Here is a 23,575-nt window from a genome sequence, read left to right on the forward strand (position 1 = left end):
AAATACGACATTATAACTTCTTCTTAAACATCTCAAGCATTCTTGTTGTTACTATAAATCCGCCGAAAATATTTATAGACGCAAGCAAAGTTGCACAAGACCCAAGTAGACTAGAAAACTCAAAAGCAGAATTACTTGTAACAATCATAGAACTAATAACTATAATACCTGAAATAGCATTAGTAATAGACATAAGCGGAGTATGAAGCGCAGGAGTTACTTTCCATACAACATAATAACCAACAAAAGAAGCTAATACAAAAATAGTTATAGCAAACACTAGCGGGTCTATAGTAGCGTTTGTTTGCCAACTAGTATCTATTACCAAATCTTTTAACTTGTTTGATAATTCTTGAGTGTTAGAGGCAATTTCAGCAGCCTGTTTAGCCATTATCGGTAATTGATTCATATTTTTCTCTTATTATGTAATTAACAATTTTACCGTCTTTTGTAATCAACATATCACGCACTAACTCATCATCCATATTAAATTGACCGTCTTGCAACGCATATGTTAGAAAATTATACAAATTCTTAGAATATAATTTTGAGCTATCACTAGCAATCTTAGATGCAAGATTTAATAAACCTATTATTGTAACACCGTGCTTAGTAACAATCTTATCCGGTTCTGAACCTTCTACATTTCCACCTGTACTAGTCGATATATCAACAATCACTGAACCATGCATCATAGATGCTATCATTTTGTCTGTAACAAGAATAGGGGCTTTTTTCCCTGGAATTTGTGCAGTAGTAATAACTATATCATATCCTTTAATAATTTTAGCTAAAAACTCTTCTTGTTTAGCTTTATAAGCTTCAGAGCCTTCTGAAGCATAACCTGAGCTATCCTGCAAATCTTCCTGTAATTCTACACATACAAACTTAGCTCCTAAGCTTTCTACCTGTTCTTTAGTAGCAATTCTTACATCATATCCAGCAACTATACTACCAAGCCTCTTTGCTGTTGCAATAGCTTGAAGACCAGCAACACCTACACCAAGTACTAAAGTTTTACATGCTGGAATTGTACCTGCTGCCGTAATCATCATTGGAAAAGCTTTAGTATAATGATAGCTTGCTTCAATAACCGCTCTATAACCTACTAAATTACTTTGAGAAGATAAAACATCCATATTTTGAGCTTTAGTAATTCTCGGCACAAACTCCATAGCAAAAGTAGTAATATTTTTTTTAGCTGCTGCTTTTATATATTCATGATTTAAATATGGTGATAATAATCCTACGATAATTGCCCCTTCTTTTGCGAATTCAAGCTCGCTATATTTATCTGTAACAGATGAAGGTTGTACCTTTAATATAATATCAGCATCAGAAATAATCTCAAGAGGCACTGAAGATATCTTAGTACCGACTGCAACATATTCTTCATCAAGAAAACCAGCATAGAACCCTATATCTTTTTCTACAGTCACTGCATATCCCTTTTTAATGAGTAATCCAGCTACTTCAGGTGTTATAGCAGCGCGTGTTTCATTTTTTACTTTTTCTTTTAAAGCAACAATTTTCATAAAATATTTGTTTTAATAATATAACTAAAGTATTTTAAACATAATTTAAAATACAAAACAATAAAAATGAAAAAAATATTGTTCTTAATCATTATTTGTTTTTGCTTAAGCTCTATTAAGGCATATTCAAATAATAATATACATCTCTCAGAGTTTAAAAATTATCTACGCACGATAAAATCAGTCGCGATAGATTTTACTCAAGAAGACTCTTACGGTAAAATAGTTAAAGGAAAATTACTAATCCAAAAACCTTATAATTTCAGATGTAATTATTATCCACCTTTCCCTTTAGTTATAATAGGTACTAAAAATTTCGTATCGATATATGATTATGATATGGAACAAGTAAGCCGAATTAATCGCAGTGAAAATATATTCAATTTTTTATTAGAAGATAATGAGGATTATGATAAGGATTTTGTTTTGGAATCAATAATTAACAAAGGAAATATTGTTAATATTACTATCTATCATAGTAAAACAGAAAAGCGCAGCGAAATTACTTTTAATAAAAATATTAAACAAATTGAAAAATTAAAAATATTTGAAGACCATAATATGGTCACTATTACTTTTGATAAAATAACTAAAGTACGAAAATTTTCGGATGATTTATTTAAATTTAAAAACCCTGAAATATTCAGTCCACCTGAAAGACTAATAAAATCAGAAATAGAAAAAAAATATGTTGTTTCTTCAAAGTAAACAGGTTATGTTAATTATACTAGTAGTGGGCATTGCTCTTGCTTAGTTGGTCAGATCTGAAAAGAAGCAGCCAGAGTAAGATTCTGTGGGTCATTACTAGTATCGTTGCTTAACCAATTAATAGTCATTGACATAAGAATTTTGTAGTAATTCGACGAAGCAATCTCAGAAGTGTATTATTACTTCATAAAGATGGCCGTATACCTTTACTGCTAGCGGTGACAAAATATAACATCAAAAATCTTATAACAATCATAATTGTGCTAGAAAATTCATCTAATCAATATATTCCTTTTGCAAGGAAATATCGTCCTAATAATTTTACTGAACTGCAAGGGCAAGAAGTACTAGTAAAAATTTTAAGCTATACTATTTTAAACGATAGACTAGTCGGAGGTTATCTTTTAACTGGTATTAGAGGTGTTGGCAAAACTACCTCAGCTCGTATTATTGCTAAAGCCGTAAATTGTTCTGCCTTAATTACTGAAAATATGACTATTAAAACATGTGAAAAATGCACAAATTGTGTCAGTTTTAATAATCATAATCACCCAGATATAATTGAAATTGACGCAGCAAGTAAAACTAGCATAGATGATATACGTAGAATTATAGAATCTGCTGAATATAAACCTCTACAAGGTAAACATAAAATCTTTATTATTGATGAAGTGCATATGCTCTCTAAAGGAGCATTTAACGCACTTCTTAAGACTTTAGAAGAACCACCACCTCACGTAATATTTATTTTTGCAACAACTGAAGTACAAAAGGTACCTTCAACTATTATCTCAAGATGTCAACGTTATGATTTAAGACGTTTAAGTTTTGAAGAAATCTTTAAGCTACTTAAATATATAACTAAGCAAGAAAATTTAATAGCAGATATAGAAGCATTAAGAATTATAGCTCATAAGTCTGAAGGTTCAGCACGTGATGCAGTGTCTATTTTAGATCAAGCAGCTAGTATGTCTGCGAAATCTGATAATATAATTAGTTCTCAAATAATTAATCAAATGCTTGGACTTGTTGATGCTTCATTTATATTAGAATTTATAGAAAAAATAATTAGTAAAGAAACAGAAAAAGCTATAAATTTAATAAATAAGCTTTATTATCGTTTTTCGGTTAATCTTGAAACTTTTATACAATCAGTAGCAGATTTTATTGCTTATCTTAACAAAGTAAAAATATTACCTAATTATAGTCTACCAATATATGAATCATTTAATTATAGGACTAAAAGCATATTAGCTAAAATCAGTTTAGCACACTTATCAATCTTATGGCAAATATATAATAAGGGAGTCACAGAAATAAAAATTTCCTATAATCAACTAATAGAGACGGAAATGTTAGTTATAAAATCTATATATTCAACGTCACTGCCGCTACTTAATGATTCTAATGCTAATATAATGAATGCAGATAATTCAGGAATAAAAAAAAATTTGAAATTTTAGATTTTCTTGAATATCTATATAAAAATAATGAGATAGATATATATTATTTTTTGCTCAATCATACAGAACTGAAAAAACTCAGTGATAATAGATTAGAGTTCTGTAGTCTTAAAGTTACAAACAAGATAAAGAAACAAATAGAAGATTTGTTAACTGCTTTTACTAAAGAAAAGCCTGAATTTATAGTCATAAAAGAGCAAAACAAACAAACTTTAAAGGGTCAGTTAATAAATAAGATTGAAACAAGTAACGATTTTAGTTTAATAAAAAAACATTTCCCGAATGTAAAAATTACAGATATATTACTAAAAATTAAAGGATAGAATTATGGTAAATTTTAATCAGTTTTTAAAACAAGCACAATCAATGCAAAAAAAAATGCAAGAAGCACAAGAACAAATGGCAAATACAAGGTATACTGGTAAAGCAGGCGGCATGCTGGTTGAAATTATTATTACTGGCAAAGGAGAAATTGAAAAGGTTTCAATTGATGAATCTTTATTAAAAATAGAAGAAAAAGAAATACTTGAAGATTTAATTAAAGTTGCCTTTAATGATGCTAAACAAAAATGTGATGAAGATTCACAAAATTCTTTATCAGGAGCTTTAAACGGTATGAGCTTACCACCAGGCTTTAAAATACCGTTTTAAGTTAGCATTTTTATTGCTTAAATCATCATTGTGAGAGGAAAATTAATCCTAGGATTTTTCAGGAGATTGTAAAGCAACCTATTATGGCAACTCACAATGCTGATTAAGTCTAATAATTCAATATCAATAAATCCTTGTCAATCCTGAAACCTTTGAAACGCTCAAGTAATGACATACCAAGTAGTGAAATATCAAGATTACCAAGCCCAACATGTCCTTTTATGTTCTTAAATTCTGTACCGATTACTACGCTATTTAATGTTATAGGTGCAGCCTTATTCTCGCCATTAGCCGTTAGATAAGTTCTAGTATATTTTAATTTAGTTAAGTCAAATCCTAATTTTTGAGCATCTTCTTTAGTCAAAGCTATATCACTTGCACCAGTATCGACCATAAATTTTATTTTTACGTTATTTACACAAGCATTGATATAAAAATGCCCATCTCCACTACGGGCTATAATAATTTCTCCGACTTGGGTAGACCATTTATATGATGGGATTAAGGCAGAAATTACTCTATGATAAGCATAATGCAGTTCAAATCTAAAGGCATAACCAGTTATTATCAACAAAAAAATTGCTGCCCACATTGCTAATTGGAAACAAGATCTACATATTTCATTTTTACTAAAAGTACTGTAAATTATACTAAATAATAGTAATAATAATGCATAAAAACTCACTATATTTTGTAACTCTTTAAAAAACTTTGGATAAGTCTGATTAATACATTTGTATAATACACCAGTTACAATTACAGCGCTACAAACAATAAAAATAAGTTTTATGAGTCTTTTATTCATAATATATTAAGTAAAAGTAAACAAAGAATAAGTATATATATTATTAATCTGTATAATCAGATAAAAGCCCTAGCACATTTTTCAGTAAAAAAACTGCAATTCTTGATTCATTATAATCTGATATAAAGCTATAAATTATAGACTGAGTAAAGATTAAATACTTAATTTGAACCTCACTTTGTTTTAAGAATATCCAATACAATAGCATAATAGATGCAGATACAACCTTTGGATAACAATGTGGATAGCAGTTATTATCTCTTATATGTCTATTATTACTGTTAAATTCAGATAAACAAGTTTATACATTATATCCTAGATAATATAGTTTATGTTTTTTAAATGCAAATTATCTATTGTAGAATAGAAACTTGATTTTTAAGTAAACTAAAAATGATATTAGTGATAGTATTCCTAGTTTACAACTAGTTATGTTGTTTTTTAGCAAAATTACAATATTTAAGTTACTCATTCCTTGCTTAATTTAAATCTTTTCTAATAACTGATAACCTATTATAGGCCTTTAAATAATTAAGACTAATAGAATTTTTTAAGTATAGCAATGTGAATTTTTAAAATCTAAATTTTCTATCATTAATGTAATTGCCATTACTGAAACAACTTTTATCAATAGTAACTGCTTTCTGATTTCAAAATGTTGTGTTCTTCATTTAACCTTTGTATAAAATTTCGCTTCCTTGTAATACATAGTTTTTTAGTAATTCTTACTCATATCTGTATCAAAACAGTACGATGATGATAGTAATATATACTTAAAGCAATGGTGATATTTATGTGTAATTTCTATATAAATACACATTTTGTGTTTTATGCCATAATTTGACCAAGATATCTAGAAAAAACACAAGGTTTTTACTGCAAGCTCATTATGATAAAATGTACATATCAAATCAAATCACCTATATTTTCTAAAAATAACCTAGCTCGATGCGATGCAGGTTTTTTAAAAAACTCATTCGCAGGTTGATTTGCTAAAATCTGTCCTTGATCCATAAAAATAATCCGATCTGCTATTAATTTTGCAAATTTCACATGATGTGTAACCACTACCATGCTCATTTGAGCTTTTAATAAATTTATATTCTCTATAACATCTTTAATATTTTCAGGATCAAGCGCTGAAGTCGGTTCATCGAATAACAAAATTTCTGGTTTCACCATTAAAGCCCTTGCTATTGCTATACGCTGTTTTTGTCCTCCTGATAAACTTGTCGGATATGCGTAAAATTTTTGTATTAACTTAAATTTTGTAAGCAATTCTTTTGCCATAGAAATTACTTGTTCTTTCGGCAGTTTTAAAACATTTATCGGTGTATACATTAGGTTCTCTCCTACAGTGAAATGAGGAAAGAGATTAAAATTTTGGAAAACCATACCAACTTTTAAACAAAGCCTCCTTCTATCTTTTTTCATTAGCTTTTGCTGATCTACTAAAAAAGTACCACTACTTGGTTCTTCTAAATTATTTAAAATTCTAAGCAAAGTAGTTTTACCGCTTCCAGAAGGACCAATTATTACAGTAGTTTCCTTGGTAGTAAAATTTAAATCAATATTCTTAATTGCGTAATTTTTGCCGTAATGTTTACAAACTTTTTCTAAAATAATCATAAACTAAACCATAAATTTATAACCGTCATAAAGGGGCTTAACATTTTTTGGAAGTACTTTCTTAATCTCATGATAATCTATTGTGTGTCTCATATTAGTTAATAATATCTCCTCAGGATTATATTTTTCTCGCCATGCTAGAACTTTATCAAGTCCTGCATGGTTCGGATTTGATCTATAATCCATACAATCTAATATCCATATTTTTATATCTTTTAAAAATTTTTCTGATTCAGGAGGAAAACCAATCACATCAGGCGAATAAACAAAATCACCTATACGTAAACCTAAGCTATCTATAGGACCATGATGCTGTCTAAAAAACTGTACTTCTATAGTATTAATTTTTATCTTATCAAAAAAATTAATAGATTTAGTTGCAAGTAACTTACACATGTTAAATAGATAATCAAATTTTGTATGAAGCTTTGCTACACTATTGTGATCTGTATATATCTCAAATGTCTTATCTTGCATAAAAGTAAATACTCGCAAATCATCTATACCGTTCACATGATCAGAATGACCATGTGTTAATATAGCACAATCGAGCTTATTTATCTTTTCGCGTAAGAGTTGATTTCTAATATCAAAACCAAAATCAACTAATATTTGACTATTTTCATCATTAATATATATTGCTGATCTAGTCCTTTTATTGTACTGTGAAGGAGATGTGCAAGTACTACACTCGCACCCGATTACCGGTACGCCTATAGATGCCCCACATCCAAGTACTGTTACTTGTAACATAAATATTTAAAATGATGCTTGAAGTTTTTTATAATTTTTGCGGCTTAAATCAAGAAATATTCTTATTTTTGAATAAAATTACTAATATTGGATTTACACCTTATTTTTTTAAAATAATTTCATTTTGTTTTAATATCGCTAATTTCGCCTTAATATATATTTTATACTGTATATATTTTTATATTCAATTAAAGAAAATTAAAAATTATAATGAGCAGCAAAATAAATTTTGGCACAGTTATAATAAATTAGTTGAAATCGGTATAATATACATGGTATTCGGTTTAATTTTTACCACTCTTAAATTTTCAGTGAATTTCCCTCGCCCTTATTGTAGTCTTCCTGTAAATAGTTTTGTGACCATAATAAATACTGAAAATGAAAGATGCCTTTCAAGCTTTCCAAGCAGCCACGCAGCTCTTAGCATTTTGGTAACATATTGTGCTTGGAAGTCTACAAGATTATTGATAAAAATCTTAATGATTTGTTGTATTATGCTTGTATCTTTATCTCGCATAAGTCTTGCTATGCATTACCCAAGTGATATAATCTACGGTATTATTATTGCATTTATAACAATAGTGATAGGCAAATTAATTTATCACATCTTTGCAAATAATATAATAAAAAAGGTTGGCATAATATCATATAATAAGCATTTCACTCCAACATAGGCTATAGAAGATTAGATAAGGTTTTTAAAATATCCTTGATTACGACCCAAGGGCTGGAATGAAGTCAATAAACTATACAAGAGTATTATGTTACTATACCGAAAATATTTTATAAAAAATATCTTACCACTACTTATAATAGTTACTTTTTCAGTAACTAGTATAGTATGGATAACACAAATATTAAAACTTTTATATTTATTTGATAAAGGTATAAAAGTTATAGACTTTTTTAATTTAGTAGTTTTAGTACTTCCTATTTTATTATTTATTCTGTTACCAGTAATAACAGTTATTTCCGTACTCTATATCTATAATAATTTAAAAGTAGAGCGACAATTAATTATATTACAAGCTTCAGGAGTTAATAATATACAACTAGCATTACCTGCTTTATATGTTGCATTAACAGTTATGCTATTTGCTTATTATATATCTTCTACGATCCTGCCATTATCTCATATAAACTTAAAATCACGTTTAAGTTTTATCAAAAATAATTATATCTCAAGTATGATTGAAGAAAAAACTTTTAATAAAATAACGAAAAATATCACTGTCTTTATAGATAAAAAATTAGCAGGAAATATTATGAACGGTATAATAATATTTGATAATCGCAATGCTGATAAACCATCAATAGTATTTGCTGGTTCAGGTACTCTTAATATACATGGTAACAACCCGATTTTTGAACTTAATAAAGGTCTAAGACAAGAATATGATGTAAACGGTAATTTAACTCAACTAACTTTTGATTCTTTAATGATAAAGCTACAAAACGACAGTTCTTTAGCATCACAAAGGACTCAACATAATAAAGAAGCAAACGAATATTATATAAGCGAATTACTAACCCCTAGTCATGATTTAGTTATTACTAAAAAAATTAAATTAATTGCTGAAGCACATCAAAGAATAATCTGGCCTTTATATAATTTTGTATTACCTTGTTTAGCACTTGCGGTTTTTTTAAGATATCCTTATAGCAAAAAAACAACTTTTATACCAGTATTATTTTCTGCCTTAACAGTATTACTTGTTACTGCAATTCATTTTATATTACAAAATTTTGCTTCAAAAAATCTAGATTTTATTTTTGCTTGCTATTTCAATTTACTTGTTGCTTTAACGATTGGATTATATTTATTGGTACGTAAAAGAATATAAGTTTATTATGCTATTTTATTCCAAGCTCCCATAGGATTTTGAGTAAAACAATCTATTTTGTTTTCTTGCCCAGTAAATTTATTTATTTTAATTATTAATTGTTTTAAATCTTCAGGTAAATCTGTGATTATAATTATCCTTTTGAAAACTCTTATATATTCTTTGACTTGTAAAATTTTTTCTATATCTGTAGGTGAAATAATGATAAGCACACTAGCATTATTAGGATTTTGTAACTCATCTGTAATATAAATAGGTTGTTTTGTAGGCTGCGGATCAAATTTACTACCATGAGGTATAAATTGTTTACGTGAATAAGTCCAAAGATTTTTATTGAGCATTTCTTGTTGATCTACATCTGTAGTTAATATCACACTTTTAAGATCAGAGTAATAACATTTTTCTAAAAGACACAATATTGCTTTTAGAAGCAATTCATCGCTTGTATGATAAATACTAAATTGCTGCATAAAAATTTTATATTATTTTCTATAAGGAACTGAATCTAAGTGGTACGGATGAAGGGACTTGAACCCCCACGCCTCACAGCACAAGAACCTAAATCTTGCATGTCTACCAGTTCCATCACATCCGCATATGATAATATATTTGTTATCAGACATTGATATATATAGCATATTTTCATTACGAAAAATCACATATCAATTAACAAAGCAACCTCAGAAATTTATTATTATGTTATGCGATAACAACACAACATACAAGTTATTGCAATGCCATCAAAATATTTCCATCAAAAAGTTATAATACACATCGTATAATTTTTGTAAATCGCTAATTTTGGTATATTCATTTATTTTATGTGCCATCTCAGATAATAAACCGAACTCTACTAAGGAGCAATAATCTTTGACAAACCTTGCGTCTGATGTCCCACCGCTTGTAGAAAATTCAGATTTTATTTTTAACGTTCTCTCTATTACATCAGCAAATTCTTTTATTTTATCGTTATCGTTAGGATTTTGAACAAAACTTTCAGCAGAACTACTATATTCTAACTTATAATCTACTTTATATTCTTTACAATATTGTTTTATAATTTGCTCTATTAATTGACTTAAAGTTTCTACACTATGTAAACTATTAAAACGTATATTAAAACAGGCTTCTGCACTAGCAGGAATGGTGTTTAAGATATCATTACCAACATCAATATTCGTTACTTCAAGATTTGAATTCTGAAAAAATTCAGTACCTTCATCAAGTCTTATATTTGTTAACTCATTCAATATTTTGATTAAGCAAGGCAATGGATTATTTGCTTTATGAGGATAAGCTACATGCCCAGCTAAACCTACTATATTTAATTTAAAGTTAACACTTCCTCTTCTACCTATCTTAATCGTATCACCTATTTCTTTTTCACAAGTAGGTTCACCAACAACGGCAAAATCTATCTTATATCTTTGATCATAAATATATTGTAACATCTCTTTAGTACCATGTGTTGATTTTCCTTCTTCATCACTAGTAATCAAGAAACTAATTGAACCTTTAAAATCCATATTATTTTTTATAAAATTTAAACTAGCAGCTAAAAAGCATGCTATGGCACCTTTCATATCTACCGCACCTCTCCCATATATCTTTCCATCTTGCTCATGAAACTTAAATGGATTAGAATTATGCCAAAACTCATGATTGCCTGCCGGCACTACATCTACATGACCAACAAAGCAAATATTAGGCTCATTGCTACCAAAAACCCCATAAAGGTTAGTGACTCGCTCGTTTTTAGAATCACCAAATATTTTTATTTCAGTTTTAAAACCGTGTTGCTTAAGCAAACCATCAATATATTCAACAGCCCCAGCACTATTTGGCGTTACTGACTCAAAGCTGATTAAATTTTTCAAGTAGTGAGTGTACATAATGTTATATATCTTCTTACAATTATTATACAAACTTGTAAAAGTACAAAAAACAATTTTTACTAAAAAATTATTGCTATAAATTTATACAAATTTATGCAATAACTTATTAATTAGCTTGTTATAACTAAATATAGAGATCATGCATAGGAATATAATCAAAAGGTGTTAATTAATCAGGAACTTTGACATGTATTAATTATTGTTTTTACTTTAACAATAAGAAATGTAAAAACAACTTTTATACAATAATAGCTTTATGACTTTCTTCTTTTTTTATTAAAAGTTTTAGAGATAAATTTTATCTAAGAATATTAATATAAAAAAATAATATTACAGTAGTATGGCAACACAGTACTTAGAATCACAATAGATCCTTACTTAATATAGATGTTTTATAAATTACGACAATCCGAGATTAATAACAGGATTGTCTATCCTTTGATTTTATCTTTTTTCAACTAATAATATTAAAATTATGAAACTTTTATTATAGGTTTCTAATTAATTGACGTTGCTTTTTTGTGTAATTATACACATATTATTTAGTACTAAACATCATCTATATATTTAACTTGTTTAGAAATTATCAAAAAGTTAAACTATTATTTTATTTTTAGATTATTAAGATTAGTATTGTGATATTCACATATTCACAGCATTTTATGCGAAACCATTGATAGTACCTTTTATAGCTGTTATGCAGAGACTTTTACTTTGAAAAACTTAACTCATTATTTCTTGTAAATACTTTATCACTTTTTATTATGAATGAATTTCAGTATCATTTTAGAATATTTTTATTCAATATTTGTTTTAGTTTATAGGTATAATGTTATTTTCACATTTCCAAGCAATACTTTATCAATAATATCTAATTATTCGGCGTATATATTCCTCTAGGAATGAGAAAACGAAGTTTAATTTAAAAAAGAATGAGTTTGTTGAATTAAAAACGCATATACTTCGAGTAAATGAAGAATAGGTATACGATAATCAATTTCAAAAATAGCAAAGAATATACAATACGATGATACTTAATATGTCATGATTGCAACTCTTTTAGAATGACGTATCCAATATTTACTCAGAGCTATTCTCATGCATGATGGCAAAACGCATATAACTAAAAAGCAAATCAATTAATAATGAAGTACAAAGGATTGATTAGTTTACTATACTCATTAAATAACGATGATAGGATTTTAATAACACATCATATTTTTGTGTAGAAAAAACAGGATATGGCACTATATATACATTATTAGAAGAAGGAATGGCTTTCTGAAGCTTATTCAGCATAAAAGGTATATTATAATTATGCTCAACTAAAATTATAAAAGTAAGATTGTAAGTTACAATAAAATCGATAGCTTTCTTAATATTATCTTCTTCAGACATTATTTTATTTGGAGCAAGTATTACTTGTTGTTCTATAACATTATGTTCCATTAACAAATTTTTAAAGTGCTCTGCAGATTCTATACCGGTAATAAATAATATAGGAGCATAACCTGCCTTAAGCAAAGCAATACAAGTTTCAATTTTATGTCCTCCGCCTGCAAAGACTATTATTGCATTAGTAGTATTACTATTAAGTTTATAAGAATTTATTAAATATAAATAATAACAAAAACCACCGACCCAAAGAGTAAAAATTACTAAAATTATGAGTAAAAATTTTTTGATCATTTAAATATTTTATTAAATTCGGTTTGAATAATTTTATCAAATTCAAACATTTCAACATAAATCCCTAACTGATTTAAAGATGTTACTAAAGAACTTTCAAGTCCACAAGGAATAATCCCATTAAACTTACATAAATCCGTTGAAATATTTATAGCTACACCGTGATATGTAATCCATTTTCTTACTCTAACACCTATTGCAGCAATTTTAGCAAATTCTCCTTTACTCACTTTTATCCAGATTCCTACTTTATCTTTAATAAGATATCCTTTAATCCCAAAATAATTTAAGCTATTTATAATCCATTCTTCAAGCATTTTTATATATAGCTTTAAATCTTTGTGTCGATTTGGTAAAGCTAAATTAAGAATTGGATAAATAACACGCTGTCCTGGTCCATGAAAAGTAAATTTACCACCACGTCCTGTATAAATTACTGGAATATCACCGTAATTTAATAATTCTTCTTGTTTATAATTAGTACCAGCTGTATATACTTCCGAATGTTCTACTAAATAAACAATTTCCGGCTCATTATAGTTAATTACTTTATTAACGTAATCTTCCATTAATTTCAAAGTAACTTGATAATCCATAAGATTCTGTAAAGTTATAAATTTTATCATATTAATTCAGATTAATATTTCAATATTAATGCATCTAAAATTGCTATGATTTTAACATCTAAATCACTGAAGACATTACTATTATGAAAATCCATTTATAATATCTTTCATTTTAGAGTTTAAAATTCCTGTATCTTAAACCTTACAACTGTAGGTAATAAATTTTGCTAAATACTGCAATATTGATTATATCTTATCATGTAACAATCTAGAATGAAATAGTGGCCCAAGGTTTTGCTTTATACTCGTTAAACCTATTAATAATTTATTTATAACAATATTAACTTATTAGTTTGAGAACAAGATAAGCATATTATGATTATTTTCTTCGTAAGATCTTCTGCGTTGATCAAAAAAAACACTCTAGCTATCAGCTAGAACTAGAGTATCAATGAAAACAACCAAAAACAGCAAATATTTTTAAATAGATTCCGCGAATAAAATCATTGAACAACGAAACAAGAAAAATTTTTGATGGTGCCGGATATCGGATTTGAACTGATGACCTACCGCTTACAAGGCGGTTGCTCTACCACTGAGCTAATCCGGCTAATTATAGAGGAAAGATATGTGTGCCGTATCTTAATCTAGAGAAGTAACTTACAATATTCAAACTTGCTATATCACATAAAAGTGACTGAAAGATATTTTAACAATGAAAATACCTATAATACTATAAATTAAGATTCTTTAGATTCCTTTTTACTTGGTCTAACTTTACGGTTTTTTGCTTTAACTTCCATTTCTTTTTTAACATTCTTAGGAAGAGTAACACCAGCTTTCTCAATAAATTTTGCGACTCGCTCAGTTGGTTTAGCACCAGTGCTAAGCCAATATTCTATACGATCTTTCTTTAATACCACACGCTCACTATTATCTGAAGCAAGCATTGGATTATAAGTTCCAACTTTTTCTAAAAAGTCACCATCACGAGGTGCTGTTGCGTTAGCTATTACTACACGGTAAAAAGGACGCTTTTTAGCACCACCTCTAGCTAAACGAATTTTTACTGCCATATATTTTTATTTTATTTTTTCTTCTTTAAAAATAACATGCTTCCTAACTACTTTATCATACTTACGAAAAGAAAGTTTTTCAGTTTGTGTCTTTGGATTACGTTTTTTTACCCAAAAAACACCTGTTCCGGCAGTACTTACTAGCCTTACTAAAACATTTTTATTTTTCTTTGCCATTAACTGACGCCTTAAATTAAGATATTATTTTTTCACTTAAGGAAGATAGAATAAAACAAAATTGGGAAATAGTCAAGTAAAATACTCTATTAAAGAACAACATAATACTTAATTACTTGAAAAAGAATTACAATCTGAACAAGCGTTCAATATCCTTAAGCTTCAACTCAATATAAGTAGGCCTGTTGTGATTACATTGAGCTGAAAACGACATATTTTCCATTTGACGCAGTAATGAATTCATTTCATCTACTGATAATTTTCGTACCGCTCTAATAGAGTAATGACAAATATAAATTTTTATCACATGTTCTATTAACTCTTTCAAAGCTATATTCTTACTAAAATCAGATAAATGATCAGCGAGATCTTGAATTAATTTTTGTACGTTCACATCTCTAAGGAGATTTGGAACTTCAGTTACTATAATAGATTTCTCACCAAATTTTTCTATAGTTAAACTAAGTTTAAATAGTTTATCTCTATTTTCATATAAATAATCTGCTTTTTCCCCACTTGACAACTCCACTATCTCAGGAATAAGCAAACGTTGTTTGACTAACTCTCCATTTTTAAGACAATATTTTATTTTTTCATACCCTAAACGTTCATACACCGCATGTTGATCAATAATTACTATACTATCTTCAGTTTGCGAAATAATATAAGTTGTATGAAGTTGTGCTTTAGCTATCCCAAACTTATATTGTTTATAACTTTGATTATCGTGTTCTATACACTTTCCTACTTCTTGTTCTATTTTATCAGACTGTAATGTTAACTTCTGACAAACAGTATTTCGATTAAAATTAAAGCTAATATATTCACTAGCTTTGCTATTAACATTTATAGCTTTGTTTATCGGAGGCTGTTTATTAACTAAAGGATTTTTAAATAATTCAATAGCATCAGTAGTAGTCACAGTAACTTGACTTTTATTTGTTAAAGCATTTTTAATTGCTTCTATTAATATATTTCGTACATAATTCGGATCATGGAACCTAACTTCTGCTTTTGCTGGATGTACATTAACGTCAACAAGCTGCGGATCAATTTGTAAGAATATAGCACATAGTGCATAACGATCACGAGCTAAATAATCCTGATATGCTACTCTTAGAGCTACTTGCAGTAATTTATCTTTTATTGGTCTATTATTGATAAATAAAAACTGGTCTTCACTTGAAGCTCTGCTATATGTTGGGATACTAGTATATCCACAAATAGAGAAATCAGGTGTTTTGAAATTTATATAAGAAGCGTTTTTTATAAAAACATCACCTATTACATCAATTATACGCTGTTTTAGATTAGTTTCAAAATCTTTATTTTGGCCTTTAAGTTTTAAAAGATTCTTGCTGTTATGTATTAAATTAAAAGAAATTTTTGGATGTGCTAGAGCGATTTTCTTAACGATATCTAGACTTGCTGCAAGTTCTGTTCTATCGCTTTTTAGAAACTTTAAACGAGCAGGCGTTGCAAAAAATAAATCACGTATCTCTATTTTAGTACCTTCATTATGGACAGAAACAGTAATTTGTTGTTTATTACCACCAATTAATTTAATCTGAAATGCTTTGTCAGCTTCTCTTTTCTTAGAAGTAATTAGCATTTTACTAATGGCAGCAATAGATGGTAGCGCTTCACCCCTAAAACCAAAAGTATGAATATTAAGAAAATCGCTTTCATTAAGCTTAGAAGTTGTATGACGTTCAACTGCTATTTCTAATTCTTTATCAGTCATACCTATACCATCATCAGAAACAATGATTAGATTTTTACCAGCACGTTCTAAGATAATATCTATTTTAGTACTACCTCCATCAACAGCATTTTCAACTAATTCCTTTACTACTGATGCAGGCCTTTCTATAACCTCACCAGCAGCAATTCGATTTATAGTGCTTTCTGATAGAAATTTTATAGTCATTTTGTTACTAATTTAAATTTCTTACTACAATATGGGCAAATAATTTCATTTTTTTCTTTATCTATCTCTAAATAAACTTTTGGATGACCATATAGAGGTTCTGTACCATAGCAAGAGACAGATGCAACAACACTATTAACAATTTCCATAGGATTTATACATTATTTCTAAGAGAAATCTAATATAAGTTACTTTTAAATAAAATACAAGTTTCATATATTGTGACTTGACTACATTATCTAGTTTTTTAATTTTTTGGATGCAATAATCAATTTATGGAATAACGTATAACAGTAAGTATATAATATAGTAGTGTATTATAACTGATTAGGAGCTATAGTGCTTGCAAAACTTGAGTATTAGAGTTATTAATGGTTTTGTAAAAGATGGAAATAGTAAAAATTTCAGCAAAATTGAAAGAACTTAATACAAGTAATTTCAGTTAATGCTATTTATCACGGTTATATCAACATTTCACTCGTGCATAATCAAATACTGCAAAAACTAAACATATTCAAATAGAGAATCAGTGTTAACGTTAATGAATGCAATACTTATATAAGTGACGTTTATCAAAACTTACAAAATTAGTAATTTCACTAAGTAAGTATCATCAATATTAGTAGACTCTTGATGGATGATATCTGAATTCAGTTTTTAATTCTTGACTATTAGTTATTAAAAAATAACTAACAACTCCTTTACCAATGAAATAAATCAGTATTTATAAATACAATTTTCCAAAAACATTTCAAACTTAATAAGTAAGAGTACAATAGGAAAATTTTTTAATAATTTAAGAAGAAAAACTTTACATACATGATATTACTGATACAAAAATTGAGGAAATAGGCAATTATGAATAAATCAGTAGAATTAAGTTTAATGAAACTATTATAAAAAATGGTAGATTCTTAGATTTAGAAGAGAAATCTTTACAAAATCAAAAGATAGTTTATATAAAAGTTTATCTAAGCATTGCTACAAACATAAAATATTTATAATATTATATTCAGATATTCAGACTTCATAAGGTGTTACGAATCTTAATATAAAACACTTAAAAAGTGATAAACTAGATTATAAGTACTCGATCATTATCCTGTAATCATTCCCAATAAAACTTTCTTATTCTTAGTTTAAATGATATTTACACTTTATAAGTAATGTAAATTGTCTATAATAACTAATTAGTAATTAATTTATTTTAAATTCAATGAATAGATCTAAGTTGATTTTTTTATCTGCTATTTCAGGTAATGTACTCGAATATTATGATTTTACGGTATATTCAGTTTTTTCACTGGTTATTGGACAAATTTTTTTCCCGGGTGAATCAGAATTCATTAGAATTCTTCTAAGCCTTGGAGTATTTGCGGTTGGCTTTCTAACAAGGCCAATAGGAGGCATATTATTTGGTTATATCGGTGATAGATACGGTAGACGTGTCGCTTTAATAATTTCAATGTTAGGTATGACTATTCCTACCTTCATTATGGGTCTCATACCATCATATGCAAGTATTGGAATTTATGCCCCTATAACTTTAGTTATAATGCGGCTCATTCAAGGTTTATGTATTAGCGGTGAAGGAACGGGAGCAGCCATTTTTATCCTTGAACATCGCCAAAACTTAAGACACGGCTTTACAGCAGGTTTAGTACATGGTTCAAATATTGCAGGTACGTTAATTGCAACATTTATCGGTATAATAATTGAACGTTATTTTCCTTATATAGATTTTGCTTGGCGTTGTGCTTTTCTGCTTGGTGGATTGATGGGTATTGCTGGATTTTACTTTAGATTACGTGTATCGGAAACACCGATTTTTAAAATGATTGAGAAAAAAAAACAAGTTCTTAAAGCACCTTTTTCTAATGTAATTAGAACTGCTTGGATATCTATGTTTTTAACCATCTGCATAGGTGCGATCGCTAGCAGTGTTATGTATTTAGTAAAAACATATATAAATGTTTTCTATTACAATGTAATGCACCTTAGTAATACTATTGCTTTATCATATTTAGCGTATAGTTCATTTGTTGCTATGATAGCGATGCCGATTGCCGGAGGTGCTGCAGATATTATCGGAAAATTTAAAATGGCAATGCTTGTTGGTATTGCTATCTTTATATTGATTTTACCTACCATGTTACTAATGTCGGCAGAAGAGATGTGGCAACAAATTATAGCTCTTACAATACTTGGTATACTCGCAGGAAGTATAGCAGGTACTGCTTATATATTTGTTATATCATTATTTACAGCAGAACAAAGATTTACTGGCGTTGCTTTTAGTTACAATTTTGCAATAGCGATATTCGGCGGAACTTCACCTATTATTTCTCGTTGGCTTGTAGAGCATACAGGTTTATTTTATGCTCCAGCTTTTTATATTATGATTATTGCCGTCATATTTTTAGTAATTATGTATACGATGAAGAAAGTAATTAAATCATTGCTTAATAATTATGAACACAGAAAATAAAGAAATAACAAGTAATTGGTTTACTAATTTACGTGATTTGTTGTGCAAAGAATTTGAAAAAATTGAAGAAAAATATGCACAGATAAAAGGGTTAAAACCAGCTAAGTTTGTACGCACAAGCTGGAAACGTAATGGTGGTGGATGCGGTATTATGTCTCTCATGAAAGGAGAAGTATTTGAAAAAGTTGGTGTTAATATATCTACCGTATTCGGTGAATTCTCTCAAGAATTTCGCTCTGAGATTCTGGGAGCAGAACTAGATGGAAAATTCTTTGCAACAGGCATATCAGTAGTTGCTCATCTTAAATCTCCGTTAATTCCTGCTATGCATTTCAATACTCGTTATATAGAAACTTCTAAAAACTGGTTTGGTGGTGGTAGTGATTTAACACCTTTTTATCCAGAAGAAAACGAAACTGCAAAGTTTCATACAGCTTTTAAAGAAGCATGCGATAAGTATGATTCTAGCTATTATCCTAAGTTCAAAAGGCAATGTGATGAATATTTTTATTTAAGACATAGAAAAGAGCCAAGAGGAGTAGGGGGAATATTTTATGATTATTTAAATAGCGGTAATTTTGAACAGGATTTTGCATTTACAAGGGACATAGGTAAGGCTTTGTTGTCAGTATATCCTGAAATTGTTAGAAGTAAGTTATTTCTACCTTGGACAGATGAGCAGAAAGAATATCAACTTATAAAACGAGGTAGATACGTAGAATTTAATTTACTATATGATCGCGGCACTAAATTCGGCTTGATGACCGATGGAAATATTGAAGCAATATTAATGTCACTACCACCTGTAGTAAAGTTTAATTGACTTTTTACTACTATTTGCTCATATAAATTATAGTTTTTGAATAGTAATAAATTCCTTCCTAGAATTTTACTTGCAACATTATTTTCTTTCATTCCTGTTTCATTATTATTCTATTACTAATAGATAATTCAGCAAGAACTGTAAAAATCAAATTTTCTCCTTTAATTACTTAATACAAAGCGATTTCTGATAAATAATTTTAGTAACGATATTATTCTTTCTTTTTTACTTAATGATTTTTTTCATCAAATATTATTGAATAATCTTCTCAAACTTCATATCTTGTACAATTATTTAGTACTTCAAATCAGAAATTTCTTAAGTCATTTCATATTGTATAATATAAGTAATGTTGTTTAGTGCAGTTATATAAATTTTTCGGACAACTCATTAAATCCTTAAGTTTCATTATTGTTTTTTTATTTAATGAATATTAAGGTAGAATACTACGAAAAATACCTATTATGTAAAAATTCTTCTTATCTTAAGGAAGATAAGTATAAATATAGCCAAAAAATCTTAAAATTGAGATATAATAATTGTTAGAAATAGTTTTGAACCAATAAATATACTTGGAGCAGAATTTAGAAGTAATATTTGACGTTGCTAAAGCTATGGCTACTATTTATTAGTATCCTATTGTTGACAGTTATGAAAAAGAAATATAATAATTAGATTAGTCAAATGGTTTCACTATAACCATTATTACTGCAACAACCATACACATGGCTGGAATTTCATTAACTATGCGATAAAAATTTTTTGAATGAACATTCTTACCTTTTTCGAAATCTTTTCGCCATCTTGCAAGTAAACCATGAAATATAACTAAAATCAATACCACAAACATTTTAAATTGAAACCAAGTATCAAGAGCAACAAACCCGTAAATATGAGCATTTATTAAACCAAAAATAAAGGTGCTAATCATTGATGGATTCATAATGAATCTGAGTAATTTTAGTTCCATTACTTGTAAAGTACTATCTAACTCACTACCTATTTTAGCTTTGGTATGATAAACATATATTCTAGGTAAATAAAGAAGCCCAGCCATCCAACATATAGCAGATATTAGATGTGCTGACTTAAACCATAGATAGTAACTTTCCATTCTTTTCCTTATTAATTTATTAAGTTACATAAACATTTAGTAAATTTATTTGGACATATTCTTTTACTAGAGCTACTCATAACTAAATTGGTATCAGTCTTATTAATAAATCGTATCAATATATTTGTCAAACTATTAATAAAAATTTTATTTGTTCCAAGTGTTGGGATTCTAGTATATTGAATATTATATTTATCTGCGATGAATTTATATTCAATATCAAGTTCTACTAGTGTTTCAACATGCTCAGATACAAAGGATATAGGTACAATAATTATGTCTTTTTTTAACTTTCCTGCTAGTTCTATTTCGTATTCTGTACTCGGTTTTAACCATTCTATAGGTCCTACTCTACTTTGATAAGTTATTTTATAATCTAGATCTTTTATATTTAATTCTTTTACTATTTTATTTACTGTTTCTTTTATCTGAAAGCTATAAGGATCACCTGCTTTTATTATTCTTTTAGGTAATCCGTGAGCAGAAAATAATATACGAAAATTTTTATCGTATAGTTTTTCTTTTATTATGGAAACATGAGCTTTTATAAAATCTTCTTCTATGGGGTAACAGCAAATTGTTTTAATTGGAATATCAATATCAATGTTTTGCAAAAAATTTTTAACTGATGATCCTGTCGTAGTACTTGAAAATTGAGGATATAATGGTAATAATATTATTTCACTTGGATTATATTCTTTTATTTGGCATATTACTTCTTTAGCAAATGGTGTTGAATATCTCATGCTTATAAAAATAATAAAATCCTCTTTTAGGATTTCCTTTAACTTTTTAGTTATTGCTAATTTCTGTTTTTCTGTTTCCTGAATTAAATAAGATTTACGACCGATTAAAGAATAAATTTTTTGAGATTTTCTTTCTCTAACAATAGAAATTATTTTAGCAATAACATAACGCAAAGGATTTGGTAGATTAATTATAGCTTTATCATAAAATAGATTAAATAAAAAAGGTTTTACATATTCAATATCTTCTGGACCGCCTAAATTAAAAAGTACTATTGCTATTCTTTTTTTCATATAACCTAATATATTTTGTCAAAAATTCTACATTTTCTGGAGGTGTTTCAGGTAAAATACCATGCCCTAAATTAAAAATAAAATTCTTTCCTTTCATTCCTTGAAGGATTTTATAAGTTTTTTCTTCAATAATTTCTTTATTAGTTAATAATACAACTGGATCTAAATTACCTTGTACTATTACTTTATTACTCCACTCTTTCATTTTCTCAAGAGGGACCATTTGATCCACAGCTAAAATATCTATCGGTACTTCTTTTATAAATTTTTCGTATAATAATCCCGCCCCTTTAGGAAAGGTAATTATAGGAATATTTATAAAAACTTCTTTTACTTTCAGTATAATCTTTTTTGTCGGCTCTATTACGAATTCAGTAAAATCATCTTCTGCAAGCACCCCTGACCACGAATCAAAAATCTTTAAAATATCTGCTCCAGATTTTGCTTGATTTATAAGATAATCAGCTGTTTTTTCCGTAATAAAATTTAATAAGTCTTTAGCAAGTATTTTATTTTCATATACAAATTTTTTACTCGTTATAAAATCCCGTTTTCCTTTTCCTTCTAGCATGTAACTCATAACTGTCCAAGGACTACCTGCAAACCCTATTAAAGAAGTATTAGAAGGTAATTTTTCTTTTACTTTTTTTATTATTTTAAAAACATTTTCTAATTTATTATTAGAATCTCTTTGTAAATATTGAAAATCTTTTTGTGATTTAAATTGTTTTAATACAGGTCCTATGTTTTCTTTAAAATCCACTTCCCATCCAAGAGCACTAGGTAAAACTAATATATCAGAAAAAATAATAGCTGCATCAAGTCCATAGCGTCTTATTGGTTGTAATGTTACTTCAGTTGCTTTGTTAACATCAAAACAAAAATCTAGAAAATTTTTTGTTGTTTCTCTCACTTTTTTATATTCTGGTAAGTATCTACCTGCTTGACGCATAAACCAAATAGGTATTTTATTACTATTTCTTAATGAATTTGAAATTTGCTTCATATTCTTACTAAAAGATTAGATAAATATTTATATTTGTTGTTATAAATAGAATTATGTAGATTAAATGTTTCAAACATAGTTATCAACAAAATTTTCATTTAAACTTTCTTAAAAAAATCAGTATTTTAATTATTATTCACATAAATTTGTAATTAATTTATACAAGTGGATAATTAAGTGCAAGATTCATTTTTAGCTTAGAAAAGACTATTTTTTCAAAGAAAAATGATATTTATTCACAATTTTATCCACAAACTTTTTCTTTAAAAGAAAATATACTAGATTTTCTTATTTTTATAAGGATTTGAGAGAATTTTTAATAGATTTTAATAGGAAAAATAACAAGTTTTTAAAAATTTTATCCACAATTACACGTATAAAGT

22 protein-coding genes, 2 tRNA genes, 1 other RNA gene and 2 pseudogenes are annotated in these 23,575 nt (G+C 27.9%); 8 read left to right on the forward strand and 19 right to left on the reverse strand.

Annotated elements, in window-relative coordinates; all coding sequences use genetic code 11:
* Positions 1-10: 10 nt before the first annotated feature.
* Both RT_RS04185 and RT_RS04190 read right to left on the reverse strand, forming a co-directional pair.
* Positions 11-409, reverse strand: coding sequence for an NAD(P) transhydrogenase subunit alpha (locus tag RT_RS04185; RefSeq protein WP_011191279.1), 399 nt, complete (start codon positions 407-409; stop codon positions 11-13).
* Positions 384-1,535, reverse strand: coding sequence for an NAD(P) transhydrogenase subunit alpha (locus RT_RS04190; RefSeq protein ID WP_011191280.1), 1,152 nt, complete (start codon positions 1,533-1,535; stop codon positions 384-386). The genes RT_RS04185 and RT_RS04190 overlap by 26 nt, the downstream gene beginning before the upstream one ends.
* A 66-nt stretch (positions 1,536-1,601) precedes the next feature.
* On the opposite strand from RT_RS04190, the gene RT_RS04195 reads away from it, so the two are divergent.
* From RT_RS04195 to RT_RS04210, 4 genes and pseudogenes are all read left to right on the forward strand, one after another.
* Positions 1,602-2,243: an outer-membrane lipoprotein carrier protein LolA gene (locus tag RT_RS04195; RefSeq protein ID WP_011191281.1), complete on the forward strand. Its 642-nt coding sequence runs from the start codon at positions 1,602-1,604 to the stop codon at positions 2,241-2,243.
* A 14-nt stretch (positions 2,244-2,257) separates the two neighbouring features.
* Positions 2,258-2,351, forward strand: an RNA gene (gene ffs, locus RT_RS04345) — signal recognition particle sRNA small type.
* Positions 2,352-2,452: 101 nt separating this feature from the next.
* A pseudogene (dnaX, locus tag RT_RS04200) lies at positions 2,453-4,029 on the forward strand (DNA polymerase III subunit gamma/tau).
* Positions 4,030-4,033: 4 nt separating this feature from the next.
* A complete protein-coding gene (locus RT_RS04210; protein WP_011191284.1) occupies positions 4,034-4,357 on the forward strand; it encodes a YbaB/EbfC family nucleoid-associated protein in 324 nt (107 codons plus the stop codon).
* A 109-nt stretch (positions 4,358-4,466) separates the two neighbouring features.
* Here the strand turns inward: RT_RS04210 and RT_RS04215 are convergent, their stop codons facing one another.
* The 3 genes from RT_RS04215 to RT_RS04225 form a co-directional block, all read right to left on the reverse strand.
* Complete coding sequence (locus RT_RS04215) at positions 4,467-5,162, reverse strand: TIGR02281 family clan AA aspartic protease (protein ID WP_011191285.1); 696 nt, start codon at positions 5,160-5,162, stop codon at positions 4,467-4,469.
* 906 nt (positions 5,163-6,068) lie between these two features.
* Complete coding sequence (locus RT_RS04220; protein ID WP_011191286.1) at positions 6,069-6,791, reverse strand: amino acid ABC transporter ATP-binding protein; 723 nt, start codon at positions 6,789-6,791, stop codon at positions 6,069-6,071.
* Positions 6,792-6,794: 3 nt separating this feature from the next.
* The gene (locus tag RT_RS04225) at positions 6,795-7,544 is read right to left on the reverse strand and encodes an MBL fold metallo-hydrolase (RefSeq protein ID WP_011191287.1); all 750 of its coding nucleotides are present in this window, start codon (positions 7,542-7,544) and stop codon (positions 6,795-6,797) included.
* Positions 7,545-7,558: 14 nt separating this feature from the next.
* On the opposite strand from RT_RS04225, the gene RT_RS04230 reads away from it, so the two are divergent.
* Entirely contained in the window at positions 7,559-8,218 is a 660-nt protein-coding gene (locus RT_RS04230) for a phosphatase PAP2 family protein (protein ID WP_044286913.1), read from the forward strand.
* Between the two features lie 87 nt (positions 8,219-8,305).
* On the forward strand, positions 8,306-9,388 hold the full coding sequence (locus RT_RS04235; RefSeq protein ID WP_011191289.1) for an LptF/LptG family permease: 1,083 nt from the start codon (positions 8,306-8,308) through the stop codon (positions 9,386-9,388).
* A 5-nt stretch (positions 9,389-9,393) separates the two neighbouring features.
* On the opposite strand, the gene RT_RS04240 is transcribed toward RT_RS04235, so the two are convergent.
* The 11 genes and pseudogenes from RT_RS04240 to RT_RS04455 form a co-directional block, all read right to left on the reverse strand.
* Entirely contained in the window at positions 9,394-9,858 is a 465-nt protein-coding gene (locus RT_RS04240) for a DNA polymerase III subunit chi (RefSeq protein ID WP_011191290.1), read from the reverse strand.
* A 40-nt stretch (positions 9,859-9,898) separates the two neighbouring features.
* Positions 9,899-9,983: transfer RNA gene (locus RT_RS04245), tRNA-Leu, on the reverse strand.
* A gap of 145 nt (positions 9,984-10,128) precedes the next feature.
* Complete coding sequence (dapE, locus tag RT_RS04250) at positions 10,129-11,280, reverse strand: succinyl-diaminopimelate desuccinylase (RefSeq protein ID WP_011191291.1); 1,152 nt, start codon at positions 11,278-11,280, stop codon at positions 10,129-10,131.
* Between the two features lie 1,167 nt (positions 11,281-12,447).
* Positions 12,448-12,972 (reverse strand): YdcF family protein, encoded by a 525-nt coding sequence (locus tag RT_RS04255; protein WP_011191292.1) that lies wholly within the window; start codon positions 12,970-12,972, stop codon positions 12,448-12,450.
* Positions 12,969-13,598 (reverse strand): lipoyl(octanoyl) transferase LipB, encoded by a 630-nt coding sequence (lipB, locus tag RT_RS04260; RefSeq protein ID WP_011191293.1) that lies wholly within the window; start codon positions 13,596-13,598, stop codon positions 12,969-12,971. The genes RT_RS04255 and lipB overlap by 4 nt, the downstream gene beginning before the upstream one ends.
* 11 nt (positions 13,599-13,609) lie before the next feature.
* Positions 13,610-13,763 (reverse strand): annotated as a pseudogene (locus tag RT_RS04635) (N-acetylmuramoyl-L-alanine amidase); the annotation flags it as partial.
* A gap of 310 nt (positions 13,764-14,073) precedes the next feature.
* Positions 14,074-14,148, reverse strand: a tRNA-Thr gene (locus RT_RS04265).
* Positions 14,149-14,278: 130 nt separating this feature from the next.
* Positions 14,279-14,614, reverse strand: a complete 336-nt coding sequence (rpsP, locus tag RT_RS04270; protein WP_011191294.1) for a 30S ribosomal protein S16 — start codon at positions 14,612-14,614, stop codon at positions 14,279-14,281.
* A 6-nt stretch (positions 14,615-14,620) separates the two neighbouring features.
* Positions 14,621-14,791 (reverse strand): 50S ribosomal protein L33, encoded by a 171-nt coding sequence (gene rpmG / locus RT_RS04275; RefSeq protein WP_011191295.1) that lies wholly within the window; start codon positions 14,789-14,791, stop codon positions 14,621-14,623.
* Positions 14,792-14,918: 127 nt separating this feature from the next.
* The gene (gene mutL / locus RT_RS04280; RefSeq protein ID WP_011191296.1) at positions 14,919-16,721 is read right to left on the reverse strand and encodes a DNA mismatch repair endonuclease MutL; all 1,803 of its coding nucleotides are present in this window, start codon (positions 16,719-16,721) and stop codon (positions 14,919-14,921) included.
* The gene (locus RT_RS04455; protein WP_011191297.1) at positions 16,718-16,870 is read right to left on the reverse strand and encodes a zinc-finger domain-containing protein; all 153 of its coding nucleotides are present in this window, start codon (positions 16,868-16,870) and stop codon (positions 16,718-16,720) included. The genes mutL and RT_RS04455 overlap by 4 nt, the downstream gene beginning before the upstream one ends.
* Positions 16,871-17,937: 1,067 nt before the next feature.
* On the opposite strand from RT_RS04455, the gene RT_RS04285 reads away from it, so the two are divergent.
* Together RT_RS04285 and hemF are read left to right on the forward strand one after the other, a co-directional pair.
* Complete coding sequence (locus RT_RS04285) at positions 17,938-19,209, forward strand: MFS transporter (RefSeq protein WP_011191298.1); 1,272 nt, start codon at positions 17,938-17,940, stop codon at positions 19,207-19,209.
* Positions 19,193-20,032 (forward strand): oxygen-dependent coproporphyrinogen oxidase, encoded by an 840-nt coding sequence (hemF, locus tag RT_RS04290; protein WP_011191299.1) that lies wholly within the window; start codon positions 19,193-19,195, stop codon positions 20,030-20,032. Before RT_RS04285 ends, hemF begins: the two co-directional genes overlap by 17 nt.
* Positions 20,033-20,708: 676 nt before the next feature.
* Here the strand turns inward: hemF and hemJ are convergent.
* From hemJ to hemE, 3 genes are read right to left on the reverse strand one after another with little or no spacing between them, the layout of a single operon-like run.
* Entirely contained in the window at positions 20,709-21,146 is a 438-nt protein-coding gene (gene hemJ, locus RT_RS04295) for a protoporphyrinogen oxidase HemJ (RefSeq protein ID WP_011191300.1), read from the reverse strand.
* An 11-nt stretch (positions 21,147-21,157) separates the two neighbouring features.
* Positions 21,158-22,186 carry a ferrochelatase gene (gene hemH, locus RT_RS04300; RefSeq protein ID WP_014419474.1) on the reverse strand — a complete coding sequence of 343 codons (1,029 nt, stop codon included), beginning with the start codon at positions 22,184-22,186 and terminating at the stop codon, positions 21,158-21,160.
* Complete coding sequence (hemE, locus tag RT_RS04305; protein WP_011191302.1) at positions 22,155-23,192, reverse strand: uroporphyrinogen decarboxylase; 1,038 nt, start codon at positions 23,190-23,192, stop codon at positions 22,155-22,157. Before hemE ends, hemH begins: the two co-directional genes overlap by 32 nt.
* Positions 23,193-23,575: the final 383 nt, after the last annotated feature.

It is taken from the genome of Rickettsia typhi str. Wilmington, from assembly GCF_000008045.1.
GTDB classification, from domain to species: domain Bacteria; phylum Pseudomonadota; class Alphaproteobacteria; order Rickettsiales; family Rickettsiaceae; genus Rickettsia; species Rickettsia typhi.